The sequence below is a fragment of the Enterobacter sp. EC_64 genome (assembly GCF_019584165.1).
In the GTDB taxonomy this organism is placed as follows: domain Bacteria; phylum Pseudomonadota; class Gammaproteobacteria; order Enterobacterales; family Enterobacteriaceae; genus Enterobacter; species Enterobacter roggenkampii.
Map to the genome: position 1 here is coordinate 67,865 of NZ_VDAS01000009.1, position 16,772 is coordinate 84,636.

The window sequence follows — 16,772 nt, forward strand, 5'->3', positions numbered from 1 at the left end:
CATGAGCCAGGTTAAAGAGGTTATTGTCCAGGGGTTGTGGAAAAACAACTCCGCGCTGGTACAGCTTCTGGGGATGTGCCCACTGCTGGCGGTGACATCCACCGCCACCAACGCGCTCGGTCTGGGTCTGGCAACCACGCTCGTATTGACCCTGACCAACCTCTCCATCTCTGCCCTGCGCCGCTGGACGCCGTCGGAAATTCGTATTCCTATTTACGTCATGATCATTGCGTCGGTGGTCAGTATTGTTCAGATGCTGATTAACGCCTACGCGTTTGGTCTGTACCAGTCGCTCGGGATCTTCATTCCCCTTATCGTCACCAACTGTATCGTGGTCGGGCGTGCGGAAGCCTTTGCGGTGAAAAACAGTCCGGCCATGTCGGCGCTGGATGGTTTTTCCATTGGCATGGGCGCCACGTGCGCCATGTTCGTGCTGGGATCCCTGCGTGAAATCCTCGGCAACGGTACGCTGTTTGACGGCGCAGATGCGCTGCTGGGCGGCTGGGCCAAAGCGCTGCGCATTGAAGTGTTCCACACCGATACGCCATTCCTGCTGGCGATGCTGCCGCCTGGCGCGTTTATTGGTCTTGGCATGATGCTGGCGATAAAATACCTGATTGACGAGAAACGTAAGCGCCGCGCGGCTGAGCGCAGCGTTCTGGAAGGGACACCCGAGAAGGCCTCATGAATAAAGAAAAGCGCATTGCGATCCTGACCCGTCTGCGGGACGAGAACCCGCACCCGACGACGGAGCTGAATTTTACCTCCCCGTTTGAGCTGCTGATCGCCGTGTTGCTCTCTGCGCAGGCTACCGACGTGAGCGTCAATAAAGCCACCGCCCTGCTCTATCCGGTCGCCAATACGCCGAAGGCCATGCTGGAGCTGGGCGTGGAAGGCGTGAAGTCCTATATCAAAACCATCGGCCTGTTTAACAGCAAAGCCGAGAACGTCATCAAGACCTGCCGGATCCTGCTGGAGCAGCACGGAGGCGAAGTGCCGGAAGACCGTGCCGCGCTGGAAGCCTTACCGGGCGTGGGGCGTAAAACGGCGAACGTGGTGCTCAATACCGCGTTTGGCTGGCCCACTATCGCCGTCGATACGCATATCTTTCGCGTGTCTAACCGGACCAACTTCGCGCCGGGGAAAAATGTCGAGCAGGTCGAAGAGAAGCTGCTGAAAGTGGTTCCGGCGGAATTTAAGGTTGACTGCCATCACTGGCTGATTCTGCACGGTCGTTACACGTGTATTGCCCGTAAGCCTCGCTGCGGCTCCTGCATTATTGAAGATCTCTGCGAATACAAAGAAAAAGTATATCCCTGAGGCATCTCAATCCCCTGATTAAAGAAGGGCTTTCAAACGCTCTTCTTTTGACCGTTATTTGTTCGCCTTTCGTTTCGCCTCACCTGTCACTTATTCGGCTCTTTAACGCTGAAACAGGTTAATAGTTTTTTCATAGCCGAAAATTTCTATACATCTGTGATCGCGATCACCCTGATAACTTCATGTTGTATTTTTGTTGTCAAAATCGACCTAAACCTTTTATCTGACAAGACACTCCTCTTTTTTTGCCGACGATAAGACCAGCTATTTTTCAGAATATGGGCTATATCACTACCACAAGCGGCAAATAGCAGAACATATCGCCAACAGTCCGTACTGACCGGTTATTACCAGTCGAAAAAACTACCTTTACTCAGCGTATGAAATTTAACGCTGAATAACATTTGCATGAACCGACGATTATACCACTCAGGATATATGTAACAGATTATTACAAACGTATTGCCAGATGGGGCAGGATAGTGAACATTACCCGCCGTTTCTCCTCCCAATATAACTATAAGGCGTATGGACTACGGCCATCACGCTATGAACACCCCCGTTAATATGGGATGTAAAAAAAGAGGTATATGTGTCGACTGCAAACAATAAACCAACAGATGAAAGCGTGAGTCTGAACGCTTTTAAACAACCTAAAGCGTTCTATCTCATCTTCTCTATCGAGTTATGGGAGCGTTTTGGTTACTACGGCCTGCAAGGGATCATGGCGGTTTACCTGGTGAAACAGCTGGGTATGTCCGAAGCCGATTCCATCACGCTGTTCTCCTCCTTCAGTGCCCTGGTGTACGGTCTGGTTGCTATCGGCGGCTGGCTGGGTGATAAAGTTCTGGGTACTAAGCGCGTCATTATGCTGGGCGCCATTGTTCTGGCGATTGGCTATGGACTGGTAGCATGGTCAGGGCATGATGCCGCTGTCGTGTATATGGGCATGGCCACGATCGCCGTGGGTAACGGTCTGTTCAAAGCGAACCCGTCTTCCCTGCTCTCTACCTGCTACAGCAAAGATGACCCGCGTCTGGACGGTGCATTTACCATGTACTACATGTCCATCAACATCGGTTCGTTCTTCTCGATGCTGGCAACCCCATGGCTCGCAGCGAAATTCGGCTGGAGCGTGGCGTTTGCACTGAGCTTCGTCGGTATGCTGATCACCGTGGTGAACTTCCTGTTCTGCCGCAGCTGGGTTAAAAACTACGGTTCAAAACCAGACTTCGAGCCTGTGCATATGGGCAAACTGCTGGCGACCATCGTAGGCGTTGTGGTCCTGGCGGCCATCGCTACCTGGCTGCTGCACAACCAGGGTATCGCACGTGCCGTTCTGGGCGTTGTGGCGCTGGGTATCGTGGTTATCTTCGCGAAAGAAGCATTCGCTATGCAGGGTGCTGCCCGTCGTAAGATGATCGTGGCCTTCATTCTGATGCTGGAAGCGATTATCTTCTTCGTGCTGTACAGCCAGATGCCAACCTCTCTGAACTTCTTCGCCATTCGTAACGTTGAGCACTCTATTCTGGGCATCGCGTTCGAACCGGAGCAGTATCAGGCACTGAACCCGTTCTGGATCATGATTGGTAGCCCGATTCTGGCCGCGATCTATAACAAGATGGGCGACCGTCTGCCAATGCCGCACAAGTTTGCTATCGGTATGGTGCTGTGCTCCGGCGCGTTCCTGGTGCTGCCGCTGGGTACCAAATTTGCTACCGACGCCGGTATCGTATCCGTTAACTGGCTGATCCTGAGCTACGCGCTGCAGTCTATCGGCGAACTGATGATCTCTGGTCTGGGTCTGGCAATGGTTGCACAGCTGGTTCCGCAGCGTCTGATGGGCTTCATTATGGGTAGCTGGTTCCTGACCACTGCCGGTGCAGCAATTATCGCCGGTAAGATTGCGAACCTGATGGCCGTGCCGGAAAACGTCACTGACCCACTGGTTTCCCTGAACGTCTACGGTACCGTGTTCATGCAGATTGGTATCGCGACTGCCGTTATTGCCGCTCTGATGCTGCTGACCGCACCGAAACTGAATCGCATGACTCAGGACGACGACAAGACCGCTAAGGCGACCAAAACCGCTACTGCGTGAAATCCGTGAGAAACGACTGACCAGAAGCCGCTAATTGATTAGCGGCTTTTTTTTTATCCGTTTGCGCACTAACATAGCTGAAACCTCAGCGAAAAGGAGTTACCGATGAAACTGTTCTACAAACCGGGCGCGTGCTCTCTTGCTTCCCATATCACCCTGCGCGAGAGCGGCAAAGATTTCACGCTGGATGGCGTTGATCTGATGAAAAAACGTCTGGAAAACGGCGATGACTTTCTTGCCATTAACCCGAAAGGACAGGTTCCGGCGCTCCTGCTGGATGACGGTACCCTGCTGACCGAAGGCGTGGCGATTATGCAGTTCCTGGCCGATAGCGTGCCCGATCGCCAGCTGCTGGCCCCGGTCAGTACGATTTCTCGCTATAAAACGCTGGAATGGCTGAACTACATTGCCACCGAGCTGCACAAAGGCTTTACGCCGCTGTTCCGCCCGGATACGCCGGAAGAGTTTAAGCCGACCCTGCGCGCCCTGCTGGAGAAAAAGCTGCAGTACGTTAACGAATCGCTGAAAGACGAACAGTGGATTGGCGGCTCACGCTTCACGATCGCTGATGCGTACCTGTTCACCGTGCTGCGCTGGGCACGTGCGGTTAAGCTGAATCTGGAAGGGTTAGACCACATTGCATCGTATATGAAACGCGTGGCTGAACGTCCTGCGGTGGCTGCGGCGCTGAAAGCGGAAGGGTTGAATTAACCGAGCAGACTGTGTTGCCGGGTGGCGCTGACGCTTACCCGGCCTACGAATTCCGTAGACCCGTGCCAACGCAGCGCCACCTGGCATCGTTTAAAGCTGGGTTGCGCTGAAATAGTGCTCCGGCTTCGCGATACGATCCTGTGCCGCGACCACCTGCAGTTCATATTCCTGCATCTCTTTCGTCGCAATCATAATTTCGTACACCGCTGCCGTAACGTGCTCCAGCGCGTCCCTCACCGTTGCACCCTGAAGCAGTTTCACCAGCAGCAGTCCGCTGGTCACATCGCCCACGCCCACCGGCTGACGCGTGCCAAAATCCACCAGCGGGCGGCTGATATGCCAGGCATCCTCTTTCGTCACCAGCAGCATCTCAAAGCGATCCTGGCTTAGCCCTGCGCGCGCGAGGTGTTTTACCAGCACAACCTCAGGCCCCTGCGCGATCAGCTCGCGTGACGCGCTTACGGCCTCTTCTACGCTGTTAACCGGATGCTCGCAGAGAATTTCCAGTTCGACCAGGTTTGGCGCAATGATATCGCTGGCGGGCAGCGCGTGCCGGACGTGGAATTCTGCCACGCCTGGCGCCACGATACAGCCTTTTTCCGGATGGCCCATAACGGGGTCGCAGAAGTATTTTGCCGACGGGTTGGCAGCCTTTACCTGACGCACGATGCCGAGGATATGTTCCCCCTGCTCCGCTGAACCAAGATAACCGCTCAATACGGCGTCACAGCGCTTGAGCTGGTCGATATCGGCAATGCCCTGCACAACCTCGGTGAGGTGCGAAGGCGGCATCACGCAGCCGGTCCATTTTCCATACTGCGTGTGGTTAGAGAACTGAACGGTATTGAGGGGCCAGACGTTGACGCCGAGGCGGCGCATCGGGAATTCCGCAGCGCTGTTGCCAGCATGTCCAAAAACAACGTGGGACTGAATGGCGAGGATGTTCTTCATTTTATGCTTACCAAACCCTGAAAAAACAAAAGGGGCGTGGTTTCCCACGCCCCTCGAGACTGTTAATTATTTCCAGCAGACAAGGCAGTAGTTTTTCTTACCGCGACGCAGCAGGGTGTAGCGGCCATACAGACGGTCGCCATCAACAAAGGTGTATTCCGGGTCAGCCTGCTTTTCACCGTTGATGGTGATCGCGTTTGAGGCGATGGTTTTACGCGCCTGACCGCGGGAAGGCTGCAGCTCAGAATCCACCAGCGCCTGCATCAGGTCAGCCCCTTTCTCCATCTCAACCATTGGCACGCCGTCCTGCGCCAGCTGTTCGAAGTCCGCTTCGCTCAGATCGCTCAGGGTACCGTTGAACAGGCTTGCAGTAATGCGTTTTGCCGCGGCCAGACCTTCTTCACCGTGAACCAGTTTGGTCACTTCATCTGCCAGCACGTACTGCGCGCGTGGCGCTTTACCGCTGTTCTTGTCTTCTTCTTCCAGCGCGTTGATGTCTTCAATATCCATAAAGGTGAAGAACTTCAGGAAGCGATAAACATCGGCATCCGCCGTGTTGATCCAGAACTGGTAGAATTTGTACGGGCTGGTTTTCTTCGGATCGAGCCATACCGCGCCGCCTTCGGTTTTACCAAATTTGGTACCGTCAGCTTTGGTAATCAGCGGAACGGTCAGACCAAAGACCTGATTCTGGTGCAGGCGACGGGTCAGGTCGATACCGGAGGTGATATTACCCCACTGGTCAGAACCGCCAATCTGCAGGGAAACACCGTGCAGTTTGTTCAGGCAGGCAAAGTCATACCCCTGCAGCAGGTTGTAGGAGAACTCGGTAAAGGAGATACCCTGGTCGTCACGGTTCAGACGCTGCTTCACGGCCTCTTTGTTAATCATCTGGTTAACAGAGAAGTGCTTGCCGATGTCGCGCAGGAAGGTCAGCACGTTCATGCTGCCAAACCAGTCGTAGTTGTTCGCGGCAATCGCGGCGTTATCGCCACAGTTGAAGTCGAGGAACGGTGCAACCTGTTTGCGGATCTTATCGACCCACTCCTGCACGGTATCTTCGGTGTTCAGTTTACGCTCAGCGGCTTTGAAGCTTGGGTCACCAATCAGACCGGTCGCGCCGCCCACCAGGGCAACAGGCTTATGGCCCGCCATCTGGAAGCGTTTCAGGCATAACAATGGAACAAGATGCCCCAAATGCAAGCTGTCAGCGGTGGGATCGAAGCCGCAATAGAGCGCGATCGGGCCTTGCGCCAGTCGCTCTGCTAACGCTTCCTCGTCCGTCACCTGGGCCACGAGGCCCCGCTCTTGCAATTGTTTAATCAAGTTACTGCTTGCCATCAAATTCTCCATGTATAAACGACTGCACCTTTGCCGGTACACGACTTTTCGCCTGATGCGAAAGGACCATAGAATAAAGCGCAAGCGCGGTGTGCGCTAGCGCTTAAATCAACAAATTTCGGGGATTACGGCGCCAGTCTGTCGATTTTCCAGCCGCCATTCTCGCGCTGGTATAAAAAGCGGTCGTGCAGGCGATGTTCGCCCCCCTGCCAGAATTCGATTTGCTCAATCGGGATGCGGAAACCACCCCAGAAGCTCGGCAGCGGGATTTCACCCTGCTGGAACTTCTGCTTCAGCTCGAGAAATTTACTTTCCAGCACGCCGCGGGCGGAAATGCGGCTGGACTGTTTTGATACCCAGGCGCCAATCTGGCTGTCACGCGGACGACTGTGGAAATACTTCACCACTTCCAGCGTCGAGAGACGTTCCGCTTTGCCGGTCACCATGACCTGACGTTCCAGCATGTGCCACGGGAACAGCAGGCTGATACGCGGATTGTTTTCCAGATGATGCGCTTTGCGGCTGCCAAGGTTGGTATAGAACACCAGCCCTTTCTCGTCATAATGCTTGAGCAATACGATACGCTGATACGGTTGACCGTTTTCATCTACCGTTGCGACAACCATCGCCGTTGGGTCGGCAAGTTTCGCTTCGCAGGCCTGTTTCAGCCAGCGTTCAAAAAGCACGAGGGGTTCAGCGGGAAGATCCTGGCGACGCAGGCCGCCTTTGGTGTATTCACGGCGCAGATGCGCAATTTGCTGCAGTTCGTCGTTATCTGACATGGCGTTAGCTGACATTGAGAGTGGGTGGCGCTATTGTGCGCCGCCCCTGTAAAAATCTCAACGCTTCGGATTTTCGAGCTGGCAATTGTTCAGCACAATACGGTCGCGTTTGTAGACCGTGGCGCTGTCGCCTTTCGACCAGAAGACATAGATACCGTCGGTGTAGCGTGCGCCCGAGGCCGAAATGCCCTGCTTCAGCGTCAGCAATTTATTGTCGTAAACAAAACTGGCTTCCCGGCGCGGATTGTTCAGCTTCACGGTCAGCGGTTTTTCGTCGCAGCGATACTCCAGGGTATCGGTCTGCATGCGCTCAACGAGCTGGTTGTAGACGCTGCATCCTGACAGCAGCAAAGGGGCGGCAATAAGAAGAAGTTTTTTCATGGGCATATTCCGAAGACTATCCTGGTCCTGGAGGGCATGGCTGCCCCCCTGTTTCGTTCCATTCTAACGACGACGCGCCGCGCTGAATTTCAGTTAACTCTGATTATGACGCGGATTTGCCGGGAAAATCGCCCCTAGCACGCTCGCCTCGCGCGCGCCGGTTACCGACGGTAAATTGCCCGGCAGCCCGGCAACGGTGCGCCAGGCAAGCCAGGCGAAGGCCAGCGCCTCCATATCATCACCGCTGATGCCGGCCTCATCGGTCGTCGACACTTCGGTACCCGGCAGCAGCCCGGCAAGACGCGCCATCACCAGCGGGTTACGGCTTCCCCCGCCGCACACCAGCAGGCGTTCACATCCGCCGCTAAGCAGCACCTGTTCAGAAATCGACACGGCCGTAAGCTCGGCAAGCGTCGCCTGAACATCCTGCGGCGCGAGCGCCGGCAATGACGCCAGCTGGCGCTCAAGCCAGCCAAAGTTGAAGTATTCACGCCCCGTGCTTTTCGGTGCCGGTAAGGCAAAATAAGGATCGCTCAGCATGGACTGCAGCAGCGGGAGAATCACCTTACCCTCACTCGCCCACTCCGCGTTTTTATCATACGGTTGACCGCAATGACGCCAGATCCAGGCATCCATTAACATATTGCCCGGGCCGGTATCGTAGCCCCGGACCGGCTGCCCCGGAATAAGCATCGACAGATTGGCGATCCCACCAATGTTGAGCACCATGCGCCGTTCTGAAGGGTGTGCCAGCAGCGCCTGATGAAACGCGGGCACCAGCGGTGCGCCCTGTCCGCCAAGGGCAATATCGCGACGACGGAAATCGCCGACCACCGTGACGCCCGTTTTCACCACAATCTGGTTGTTATCGCCGATTTGCAGGGTGTGCGGGGCATCGCCGATGGGTTCATGCCAGACCGTTTGTCCGTGACACCCGATGGCCACCACATCCTGCGGACGAAGATGTTCTTTTTGCATCAAAGCCTGCACCGCATCCGCAAACAGCGCCCCCAGGCGGACATCCAGCTGTCCAAGCTGCGAAAGGGTCAGCTGCTGCCCCTGACAGATACTGAGAATATCCTCTTTCAGTGAAAGGGGGATTGGCCAGGTCAGGCTCGCCTGCTGCGCCACCATGTTCTCATCAATGGCAGCCAGAACGACATCTACCCCATCCAGACTGGTGCCTGACATCACACCAATGTAGCGACCCGATTTCATGCGCTTTCCTTACGTTGCGTGGGCTAAGGATATCCACTCAACCATAAACGGCGTCGCTTTGCCATCCGGCAATAATATTTTTTAACAATGTCAGACGGGTAGCGTGGGCGGATCCTGTTTATGTCTCGTTAAGTCAAATTCAAGTACAATTTTCCTATTGTTAGTGCAAAGATATGAACGATGGCCCCTTATGCCATATAATTTAGCCATAACGGATGCCCCCCATCGGGCGTTTTTGGTGAACAGGAGATTCAAATGATTTTACGTGTACTGGGCGTTTCGCTGATTGGTTTAACTCTGGCTGGCTGTGTGAATGACAGTTCACTTTCTGGCGACGTTTATAGCGCTTCTGAAGCGAAACAGGTTCAGAACGTGACTTACGGTACCGTTGTTAACGCACGCCCTGTACAGATTCAGGGTGGTGATGAAAACAACGTGATGGGCGCCATCGGCGGTGCCGTTCTGGGTGGTTTCCTGGGTAATACCGTCGGCGGCGGTACGGGCCGTTCTCTGGCAACAGCCGCAGGCGCAGTGGCCGGTGGTGTAGCAGGCCAGGGTGTTCAGGGTGCGATGAATAAAACCCAGGGCGTCGAGCTGGAAATTCGTAAAGACGACGGCAGCACCATTATGGTTGTTCAGAAACAAGGCAGCACCCGCTTCTCCGCAGGTCAGCGCGTTGTGCTGGCAAGCAACGGAAGCCAGGTGACCGTTTCTCCACGTTAATTAAAAATGGATGTGGCCATTGGGCCACATCCATTTACAATATACATCACTTATACGAATATTTTTACAAAATATATTCACCACACAAATATTTAATCTCATCGTATATTGTCTCCGCGCAAAGTATTTATTGCATTACTTGTTTAGACTCTTCGCAATTACCTCTTCATGATGTATTTCTCATTTTGTAAAAACTTATATGCTTGCGAATAGTCGTTGTCTAAAAGGTCGTTATATCTCGTTCTGTTTCGGTTGCCTTGTCGTCATCGGAATATTACAAGCTCTCTTTTCAAAAATGGTTGAATGGGTTCCCTCCTTCTCGCCTCTTTTGTTCCCTACGCTCACCATTTTTTTACTCGTGTTTCACCTGTTTATTGCCTGCTTTATGGCAATGAAATACTGGTGTGATAAGCGGCGGCTCTATCTGATTGCGATCGCCTTTGCCTTTGCCGGTTCGGCACTGTTGATGGTCGGAACGCTGTCCAGCTTTCCAGCGTGGCTGAACCTCTATCAGTTCAACGTCGTGAACTACAACGATGCGATGATCTACTTTATGTTCCGCCACTTTTTAATGGCGGTGTTGTTCATCGTTGCGGCAGTACTCTATCCTACGCGCGATTACCCCTTTTCACGGTTGGCGCATCTCTCAATTGTGAGCGGGGCGTTTCTCTTTACCGCCTGCGTTGTGGAACTGGCCTGGATATATTCCAGTCACTCGCCCTTGTTATCCATTGACCTGGTTGATAACGAAACCCGTCAGTTTATGGTGCTCTGGAGCCAATGCATAAATATTTCTTTAATTGTCTTCTGGGTGGTTTCATTAGTAACGCTGATGTTTGTCACGCGCGTGCGCAATTTATTCTGGGTAGGCGGAAATTTCCTGTGCGTTTGCTATATCGTCACGCTCGCCATGCTGTTAGTAGGCGGACATGCTGAAGATATATCGTGGTATCGCGCCCGGCTATTTGAAACCGTCGCTACGCTGATGATTATTTTTGTACTGCTCTACGACGTCTTCATGCTGTACCGTGATTCCCATTTAAAATATCAGCAGTCATATCAAAATTCGATTCGCGATCCGCTTACGCGCCTGTATAACCGTAGCTATTTTTATGAATCGTTAAACCAGGCGCTGGACATGGCGAAACCCAGCCGCCCAGTTTCGGTTATCGTCAGCGATCTCGACCGCTTCAAGCGTATCAATGATAACTATGGCCACCTTCAGGGAGACAAAGTCTTACAGTTTGTCGCCAATCTGCTGATGGATTCCGTACGCCCGCAGGACATCGCGGCTCGAATCGGCGGTGAGGAGTTTGTGCTGATGCTGGCCAACACCTCTTCAGATGCAGCCCACCAGGTGGCGGAACGTATTCGGTTGAAGCTAAGCAGCTTTGATAAAACCAGCAGCGGAGGGCAGCTACCTGAGCCGATTACCATCAGCATGGGAGTATTTACGGCGACGTCATCGTCCGTGACCGCAGAAGCGTGCGTGGAGAGTGCCGACAAGGCGATGTATGAAGCGAAGGAGACAGGCCGTAATCGAGTGGTGGTCTTTAAGTAAAAAAAGGCCTTGCTGCTGCAAGGCCTTAGTGTTTTATCAGTCGCGAGACTGTAGCTCATGGATGTTTTGCTCAAGGCGAGCAATGAGGCTAATGAGCATTTCCAGCTCCGCCGGTGAAACGCCTGAAAGGATTTCACCGCGCGTTTTGGTAATCACAGCTTCCATTTCAGTAATGATAGGCGCCGCTTTCTCAGTGAGTTTTATCCGCTTGGCGCGACGATCGCTGGCGCAGGTTTGTCGGGAGATCAGCCCCTTCTCTTCCAGCTGGTCAAGCGTGCGCACCAGTGACGGTTGCTCAATGCCTATCGCTTTTGCCAGTTGAATTTGCGACTGGTCGGGCGGCAGCTGATGAATGTTGTGCAGCGTGACCCAATGCGTCTGCGTCAATTCCAGAGGTTTCAGGCGATGGTCAATCAGAGCACGCCAGACGCGTACCAACCTTGCCAGATCAGAACCTAATGGCGATTCCAATTTCATCTCCTTATAATTAGCTTGCTAAGTTATTATACTGATTTTAGAATAGTGTGCAGCATTTGTAATGGCAAAACAAATGCAATACTGCATTCATCTAACTCAAAAGTATGACTTACACTGAATTGTGATGCTTCTTCATACTCAGACAAGCCAACACGGCATTCTGTTCACTGCAAAGGATCTCTGCTCGTGACCTTTTTTCATCGCTCAGAGGATTTACCCCTCCAGGACCTGATCTTCGGTGCGTCAGTCTACTTTCCCCCTCTGTTTAAGGCCGTGCTGGTGGGCTTTATTCTCTGGCTCATCGCGCATCGCCTGCTTCGCGACTGGATGTATTCCGGCGAAATCTGGCATCCCATGCTGATGGATCTTTCCCTGTTTGCCCTCTGTGTATGCCTGGGCCTTGCTGTTCTGATCGTGTGGTGACTATGCCCCTGAAAACGCTGAAGTACTTTTCCACCCTGTTTGTTCTGGTCCTTGCGCTGGTCGCCGGATGGTGGCTCTGGAATTATTACATGCAGTCTCCCTGGACGCGTGACGGTAAGATTCGCGCTGAGCAGGTCAGCATTACCCCGCAGGTATCGGGAAGCATTACGTCGCTGCTGGTTAAGGATAACCAGTACGTTAAAAAGGGAGAGGTTTTATTCCGAATCGACGACACGCCGTACCATATCGCGCTTCTGAATGCCCAGGCGCAGCTGGCAAAAGCCCAGTCTGATCTGGCAAAGGCCAACAACGAGGCCAACCGCCGCCGTCACCTGTCGCAAAACTACATCTCCGCGGAAGATTTAGACACCGCCAACCTCAACGTTAAGGCGATGCAGGCGAGCGTCAACGTGGCTGAGGCGACGCTGAAGCAGGCGCAGTGGGAGCTGACCCAAACCGTGATTACCGCCCCTGTCGATGGATGGGTGACCAACCTTTCCGCCCGCGTGGGTAACTATGCCACCACGGGACAGCCCGTTTTCGCCCTGGTCGACAGCCACTCCTTCTACGTAGTGGGCTACTTCGAAGAGACCAAGCTTCGACATATTCGCGAGGGATCGCCAGCAGCGATTACGCTGTACAGCGGCTCGCAAAGGTTACAGGGTCATGTCTCCAGCATTGGTCGCGCCATTTACGATCAAAGCGTTGAAACAGATTCCGGCCTGGTGCCGGATATCAAGCCGAACGTCCCCTGGGTGCGCCTCGCTCAACGCGTGCCTGTTCGCGTGGAGTTTGACCATTTACCGCAGGGCATCACGCTGGTATCCGGCACCACCTGCACTGTCTCCATCGGAACCCCTTAATGAAGCTGCAGGCGCTCTCCTGGCAAAACTCGCCGTGGATGAAAGCGACGCGTCCTCAGTGGCGCTACGCGCTGCGTAACGGCATTGCCATGTGTCTGGCGCTGACCGTCGCCTATTACCTGAACCTGGATGAGCCGTACTGGGCGATGACCTCTGCCGCAGTGGTGAGTTTTCCCACCGTTGGTGGGGTGATCAGTAAAAGCCTTGGACGTATCGCCGGCAGCCTGCTGGGTGCCACGGCGGCGTTAATTATCGCCGGCCACACTCTGAACGACCCATGGCTGTTCCTGCTGAGCATGGCGGCATGGCTGGGATGCTGTACCTGGGCCTGCGCCCATTTCACCAACAACGTCGCCTACGCTTTCCAGCTGGCGGGCTATACCGCCGCCATTATTGCCTTCCCGGTGGTGAATGTGCTCGATACCACCGAGCTGTGGGATATTGCACAGGCGCGCGTCTGCGAAGTGATTGTCGGGATCCTCTGCGGCGGATTTATGATGATGATCCTCCCCAGCACTTCCGACGGCAGCGCACTCATCACCGCCCTTAAAACCATGCACACCCGGTTGCTTGAACACGCGAGCCTGCTGTGGCAACCGGATACCAGCGATGAGATCCGTCTCGCCCATGAAAAGGTGATAGGACAGATCCTGACAATGAATCTGCTGCGTATTCAGGCGTTCTGGAGCCACTACCGCTTTCGCCGTCAGAACACCCTGCTTAATTATTTACTGCACCAGCAGCTGCGCATGACCAGCGCCATTTCCAGCCTGCGCCGGATGCTGCTCAACTGGCCGACGCCGCCGGAAAACACGCGCGCGGTGATTGAAACGCTGCTCGCGACCCTTGCGCGCCCGGATGCAGACATCTACACGGTCGCGCGAATAATCGCCCCGCTCGCCCCGGTGGATGAATATGATTATCGCCATCGCGCCTTCTGGCAGCGGTTGAATTACTTTTGCCGCCTCTACCTGCGCAGCAGCCGCTGGATTAACGCGGTAGAGAACGCCACCCCGGTTACGGAGTTCAACGTTCCCGGGAGCCCGGCTCTCGCCCGCCATACTGACTACCTGGAGGCGCTGTGGAGCGGTTTTCGCACCTTTTGCGCGCTGATGCTGGTAGGCGCGTGGAGTATCACCACGCAGTGGGAGTCCGGTACGGCGGCCCTGACGCTCGCCGCCATCAGCTGCGTGCTTTACTCCGTCGCGGCCTCGCCGTTTAACTCGCTGACGCTCCTGCTGCGCACCCTGGTGCTGCTGTCGCTGTTCAGTTTCGTGGTGAAGTTTGGCCTGATGGTGCAGATAAGCGATCTCTGGCAGTTCCTGCTGTTCCTCTTTCCGCTGTTGACCACCATGCAGCTACTCAAGCTGCAGATGCCGAAGCTGGCGGGCCTTTGGGGACAGCTGATTGTCTTTATGGGCTCGTTTATCTCCGTGACGAATCCACCGGTGTACGATTACGCCGATTTTCTCAATGACAACCTCGCAAAGATCCTTGGCGTGGGGCTGGCGTGGCTGGCCTTCGCGGTGCTGCGTCCCGGCTCCGATGCCCGCAAAAGCCGCAGGCATATCCGGGAGTTACGCCGGGGGTTTGTCGATCAGCTCAGCCGCAAACCGCATCTTCGTGAGAGTGAATATGAATCGCTGGTTTATCATCACGTCAGCCAGCTCAATAACAGCCAGGACGCGCTTTCCCGGCGCTGGCTGCTGCGCTGGGGCGTGGTGCTGCTGAACTGCTCGCACGTGGTCTGGCAGCTTCGCGGGTGGGAAACGCGTTCCGACCCGCTGTCGCAAGTGCGTGACGTTTGCATCTCCCTGCTGCGCGATGTCATGAGCGAACGCGGGGTCCAGCAGCGGCCGCTGGAAGCCACGCTGAATGAACTGCAGCGGATCTGCGATACGCTTGCACGACATCATCTCCCCGCCGCCCGCGATTTGGCCTCGATAATCTGGCGGCTGCACTGCTCGCTGTCGCAGCTGGAACAGGCACCACCGCCGGGTACGATTGGGGATCAGATCACGCCGCAGGCATAACGCGCCCCGCCGCCGCCAAGCGGTTTAGGCTGATCGGACATATTGTCGCCGCCGACGTGGATCATCAGCGCTTTGCCTTTCACCTCATCCAGCTTTTTCAGACGCGGCGCGACAACGGGATCGGTGGCTTTACCGTCGTTATTGACCACCAGCACGGGCAGATCGCCCAGATGTCCCATGCCTTCGGGGCCCTCATGCTTGCCGGAGTGCTGCGGGTCAAGGTGACCGCCTGCCGCTTCCGCAGCCGACGGTTTCCCCTCTTTTAACGCGGGCTGACAGCTTCCTTTGGCGTGAACATGAAAACCATGCTCACCGGGAGGGAGTGCTTTAAGATTCGGGGCGAACTCCAGTCCTTTATCGGTTTCCGTGATTTTCACCGTACCGATGGACTGACCCACACCCTGAGAGGTGACGAGATTCATTTCCACTTCGTCGCTGGCTGCCTGCGCCCCTGCGCAAACAACCAGCGCGACCATTGCCAGAGCAAAACGCTTCATATGACCTCCGCTGGTTATTTTTTGCCCCTTAAGTGTATACCAGGGGCAAAGATTTCACCGGAAAGTCATCTTCTGGCGGTTTATGGCACGTCGTAACCCAGCGCAGCCTTGCGGATGCGGAACCACTGCTGGCGGGTCATCTGCAGCTCTTCAGCGGCCAGTGCAGAACGCACGCGTTCAATTTTGCCAGAACCAATAATCGGCAGCGGTTTTGACGGCAGACGCAGGATCCAGGCGTAAACCACCTGTTCGATGCTCTCCGCGTTCAGCTCGCGGGCGATGGTGTCCAGCTCGTTACGCAGCGGCTGGAATTCATCATCATTGAGCAGGCGTCCGCCTCCCAGGCATGACCAGGCCATCGGGCGAATGCGCAGCTGCTGCAGCTGGTCAAGCGTACCGTCCAGCAGCAGCGGCTGGTGTACCGGGGAGATCTCCACCTGGTTGGTGGCCAGGGTAAACGGCAGACGAGACTGAAGCAGCGCAAACTGCGCCGGGGTAAAGTTGGAAACGCCAAAGTGACGCACTTTGCCGCTCTGATGCAGGTTCAGGAAGGCTTCTGCCACCTCATCGGCATCCATGAGCGGGTCCGGACGATGGATTAACAGCAGGTCGATACGGTCGGTCGCCAGATTGACCAGCGACTGCTCAGCGCTCTTGATGATATGCGCGCTGTCGGTGATGTAATGCCCAAGGGCGTGTTCCGGTTTTGCCGTGGTGGCAATCCCGCACTTCGTGACGATCTCCATGCGGTCGCGGAGTGCCGGAACCAGCTTGAGCGCCTCGCCGAATGCGGCTTCACACTGATAGCCACCGTAAATATCCGCATGGTCGACCGTGGTAACGCCCAGATCGATATGCTCTTCAATAAAGCTCGCCAGCTGGAGGGGGGACATATTCCAGTCCATCAGGCGCCAGTAGCCCATCACAAAACGGGAGAATTCTGGCCCCTGGGGGGCAAGGGTAATTCGCTGAACCATAACATTTTCCTCAAGGACGTGATGTCATGAGTATACGCAATTACCGTGTTAAAAAAGTGAAGGTTGCTGGGGTTCTTCGGTCTCACCGGCTTTGTTTGCGCGTATTTTGCGCAGAAGACGCTGACGGCAGAGGCGTAACACCTCCTGCTTTTGCGTGTCGCTAAAGTTTTGCCAGTTAAAACGCTCGTCGCGGGTACGCATGCACCCGCGGCAATATCCGCGTTCATCTACCTGACAAATCCCCCGGCACGGGCTCTGGATGGGGAAAAACTCCAGCTGCTCTGCCACACTCACCTCCGGATAACCACTCTCACCTACAGTGAAGACGCTAAACGCGCCACGTGCAAGGCCCATACCACAGATTTGTGGCATTAAGGTTTCACTAATCTTCCTTCTTTATACTCGGCCCATCA

At 54.9% G+C, this 16,772-nt stretch carries 18 protein-coding genes; 9 read left to right on the forward strand and 9 right to left on the reverse strand.

The window, feature by feature from the left end:
• Position 1 precedes the first annotated feature (1 nt).
• The 4 genes from FHC52_RS09310 (at position 2) to gstA (ending at position 4,132) form a co-directional block, all read left to right on the forward strand.
• Complete coding sequence (locus tag FHC52_RS09310) at positions 2 to 688, forward strand: electron transport complex subunit E (protein ID WP_008500569.1); 687 nt, start codon at positions 2 to 4, stop codon at positions 686 to 688.
• Positions 685 to 1,320 (forward strand): endonuclease III, encoded by a 636-nt coding sequence (nth, locus tag FHC52_RS09315; protein ID WP_008500570.1) that lies wholly within the window; start codon positions 685 to 687, stop codon positions 1,318 to 1,320. The genes FHC52_RS09310 and nth overlap by 4 nt, the downstream gene beginning before the upstream one ends.
• A 592-nt stretch (positions 1,321 to 1,912) precedes the next feature.
• Positions 1,913 to 3,421 carry a dipeptide/tripeptide permease DtpA gene (dtpA, locus tag FHC52_RS09320; protein WP_008500571.1) on the forward strand — a complete coding sequence of 503 codons (1,509 nt, stop codon included), beginning with the start codon at positions 1,913 to 1,915 and terminating at the stop codon, positions 3,419 to 3,421.
• A 105-nt stretch (positions 3,422 to 3,526) separates the two neighbouring features.
• Positions 3,527 to 4,132: a glutathione transferase GstA gene (gene gstA / locus FHC52_RS09325; RefSeq protein ID WP_008500572.1), complete on the forward strand. Its 606-nt coding sequence runs from the start codon at positions 3,527 to 3,529 to the stop codon at positions 4,130 to 4,132.
• Between the two features lie 90 nt (positions 4,133 to 4,222).
• Here the strand turns inward: gstA and pdxY are convergent, their stop codons facing one another.
• The 5 genes from pdxY to anmK form a co-directional block, all read right to left on the reverse strand.
• Complete coding sequence (pdxY, locus tag FHC52_RS09330; protein ID WP_045406233.1) at positions 4,223 to 5,083, reverse strand: pyridoxal kinase PdxY; 861 nt, start codon at positions 5,081 to 5,083, stop codon at positions 4,223 to 4,225.
• A gap of 66 nt (positions 5,084 to 5,149) precedes the next feature.
• Positions 5,150 to 6,424: a tyrosine--tRNA ligase gene (gene tyrS, locus FHC52_RS09335; protein ID WP_008500574.1), complete on the reverse strand. Its 1,275-nt coding sequence runs from the start codon at positions 6,422 to 6,424 to the stop codon at positions 5,150 to 5,152.
• 125 nt (positions 6,425 to 6,549) lie between these two features.
• Entirely contained in the window at positions 6,550 to 7,206 is a 657-nt protein-coding gene (gene pdxH / locus FHC52_RS09340) for a pyridoxamine 5'-phosphate oxidase (RefSeq protein ID WP_008500575.1), read from the reverse strand.
• A 57-nt stretch (positions 7,207 to 7,263) separates the two neighbouring features.
• Positions 7,264 to 7,593: a C-type lysozyme inhibitor gene (gene mliC / locus FHC52_RS09345; RefSeq protein WP_220420049.1), complete on the reverse strand. Its 330-nt coding sequence runs from the start codon at positions 7,591 to 7,593 to the stop codon at positions 7,264 to 7,266.
• 87 nt (positions 7,594 to 7,680) lie between these two features.
• Positions 7,681 to 8,805: an anhydro-N-acetylmuramic acid kinase gene (anmK, locus tag FHC52_RS09350; protein ID WP_126288060.1), complete on the reverse strand. Its 1,125-nt coding sequence runs from the start codon at positions 8,803 to 8,805 to the stop codon at positions 7,681 to 7,683.
• Between the two features lie 255 nt (positions 8,806 to 9,060).
• On the opposite strand from anmK, the gene slyB reads away from it, so the two are divergent.
• Together slyB and FHC52_RS09360 are read left to right on the forward strand one after the other, a co-directional pair.
• Positions 9,061 to 9,528 carry an outer membrane lipoprotein SlyB gene (gene slyB, locus FHC52_RS09355; protein WP_008500578.1) on the forward strand — a complete coding sequence of 156 codons (468 nt, stop codon included), beginning with the start codon at positions 9,061 to 9,063 and terminating at the stop codon, positions 9,526 to 9,528.
• 199 nt (positions 9,529 to 9,727) lie between these two features.
• Positions 9,728 to 11,089 (forward strand): GGDEF domain-containing protein, encoded by a 1,362-nt coding sequence (locus FHC52_RS09360; RefSeq protein ID WP_220420050.1) that lies wholly within the window; start codon positions 9,728 to 9,730, stop codon positions 11,087 to 11,089.
• A gap of 36 nt (positions 11,090 to 11,125) precedes the next feature.
• Here FHC52_RS09360 and slyA read toward each other — a convergent pair whose 3' ends face one another.
• Positions 11,126 to 11,566 (reverse strand): transcriptional regulator SlyA, encoded by a 441-nt coding sequence (slyA, locus tag FHC52_RS09365; protein ID WP_021241135.1) that lies wholly within the window; start codon positions 11,564 to 11,566, stop codon positions 11,126 to 11,128.
• A 186-nt stretch (positions 11,567 to 11,752) separates the two neighbouring features.
• Here slyA and FHC52_RS09370 point away from each other — a divergent pair, with 186 nt between their 5' ends.
• The 3 genes from FHC52_RS09370 to FHC52_RS09380 are packed head-to-tail and all read left to right on the forward strand — an operon-like array spanning position 11,753 to position 14,885.
• Positions 11,753 to 11,989 (forward strand): DUF1656 domain-containing protein, encoded by a 237-nt coding sequence (locus tag FHC52_RS09370; RefSeq protein ID WP_046091751.1) that lies wholly within the window; start codon positions 11,753 to 11,755, stop codon positions 11,987 to 11,989.
• A gap of 2 nt (positions 11,990 to 11,991) precedes the next feature.
• Positions 11,992 to 12,852: an HlyD family secretion protein gene (locus FHC52_RS09375; protein ID WP_046091750.1), complete on the forward strand. Its 861-nt coding sequence runs from the start codon at positions 11,992 to 11,994 to the stop codon at positions 12,850 to 12,852.
• On the forward strand, positions 12,852 to 14,885 hold the full coding sequence (locus FHC52_RS09380) for an FUSC family protein (RefSeq protein ID WP_023343973.1): 2,034 nt from the start codon (positions 12,852 to 12,854) through the stop codon (positions 14,883 to 14,885). The genes FHC52_RS09375 and FHC52_RS09380 overlap by 1 nt, the downstream gene beginning before the upstream one ends.
• On the opposite strand, the gene sodC is transcribed toward FHC52_RS09380, so the two are convergent.
• The 3 genes from sodC to FHC52_RS09395 all read right to left on the reverse strand — a co-directional run bounded on the left by sodC (position 14,864) and on the right by FHC52_RS09395 (position 16,647).
• Complete coding sequence (gene sodC / locus FHC52_RS09385) at positions 14,864 to 15,382, reverse strand: superoxide dismutase [Cu-Zn] SodC (protein WP_008500584.1); 519 nt, start codon at positions 15,380 to 15,382, stop codon at positions 14,864 to 14,866. The genes FHC52_RS09380 and sodC overlap by 22 nt on opposite strands.
• Positions 15,383 to 15,462: 80 nt before the next feature.
• Positions 15,463 to 16,359 carry an aldo/keto reductase family oxidoreductase gene (locus FHC52_RS09390; protein WP_039266198.1) on the reverse strand — a complete coding sequence of 299 codons (897 nt, stop codon included), beginning with the start codon at positions 16,357 to 16,359 and terminating at the stop codon, positions 15,463 to 15,465.
• 48 nt (positions 16,360 to 16,407) lie between these two features.
• Positions 16,408 to 16,647, reverse strand: a complete 240-nt coding sequence (locus tag FHC52_RS09395; RefSeq protein WP_008500587.1) for a DUF1289 domain-containing protein — start codon at positions 16,645 to 16,647, stop codon at positions 16,408 to 16,410.
• Positions 16,648 to 16,772: the final 125 nt, after the last annotated feature.

Excerpts from the sequence above, each read along its gene's own strand:
- pdxY (WP_045406233.1), bottom strand. The coding sequence starts at position 5,083 with ATGAAGAACATCCTCGCCATTCAGTCCCACGTTGTTTTTGGACATGCT.
- slyA (WP_021241135.1), bottom strand. The coding sequence starts at position 11,566 with ATGAAATTGGAATCGCCATTAGGTTCTGATCTGGCAAGGTTGGTACGC.
- FHC52_RS09390 (WP_039266198.1), bottom strand. The coding sequence starts at position 16,359 with ATGGTTCAGCGAATTACCCTTGCCCCCCAGGGGCCAGAATTCTCCCGT.
- anmK (WP_126288060.1), bottom strand. The coding sequence starts at position 8,805 with ATGAAATCGGGTCGCTACATTGGTGTGATGTCAGGCACCAGTCTGGAT.
- mliC (WP_220420049.1), bottom strand. The coding sequence starts at position 7,593 with ATGCCCATGAAAAAACTTCTTCTTATTGCCGCCCCTTTGCTGCTGTCA.
- nth (WP_008500570.1), top strand. The coding sequence starts at position 685 with ATGAATAAAGAAAAGCGCATTGCGATCCTGACCCGTCTGCGGGACGAG.
- tyrS (WP_008500574.1), bottom strand. The coding sequence starts at position 6,424 with ATGGCAAGCAGTAACTTGATTAAACAATTGCAAGAGCGGGGCCTCGTG.
- FHC52_RS09360 (WP_220420050.1), top strand. The coding sequence starts at position 9,728 with ATGCTTGCGAATAGTCGTTGTCTAAAAGGTCGTTATATCTCGTTCTGT.
- slyB (WP_008500578.1), top strand. The coding sequence starts at position 9,061 with ATGATTTTACGTGTACTGGGCGTTTCGCTGATTGGTTTAACTCTGGCT.
- FHC52_RS09375 (WP_046091750.1), top strand. The coding sequence starts at position 11,992 with ATGCCCCTGAAAACGCTGAAGTACTTTTCCACCCTGTTTGTTCTGGTC.
- gstA (WP_008500572.1), top strand. The coding sequence starts at position 3,527 with ATGAAACTGTTCTACAAACCGGGCGCGTGCTCTCTTGCTTCCCATATC.
- FHC52_RS09310 (WP_008500569.1), top strand. The coding sequence starts at position 2 with ATGAGCCAGGTTAAAGAGGTTATTGTCCAGGGGTTGTGGAAAAACAAC.
- FHC52_RS09380 (WP_023343973.1), top strand. The coding sequence starts at position 12,852 with ATGAAGCTGCAGGCGCTCTCCTGGCAAAACTCGCCGTGGATGAAAGCG.
- sodC (WP_008500584.1), bottom strand. The coding sequence starts at position 15,382 with ATGAAGCGTTTTGCTCTGGCAATGGTCGCGCTGGTTGTTTGCGCAGGG.
- pdxH (WP_008500575.1), bottom strand. The coding sequence starts at position 7,206 with ATGTCAGATAACGACGAACTGCAGCAAATTGCGCATCTGCGCCGTGAA.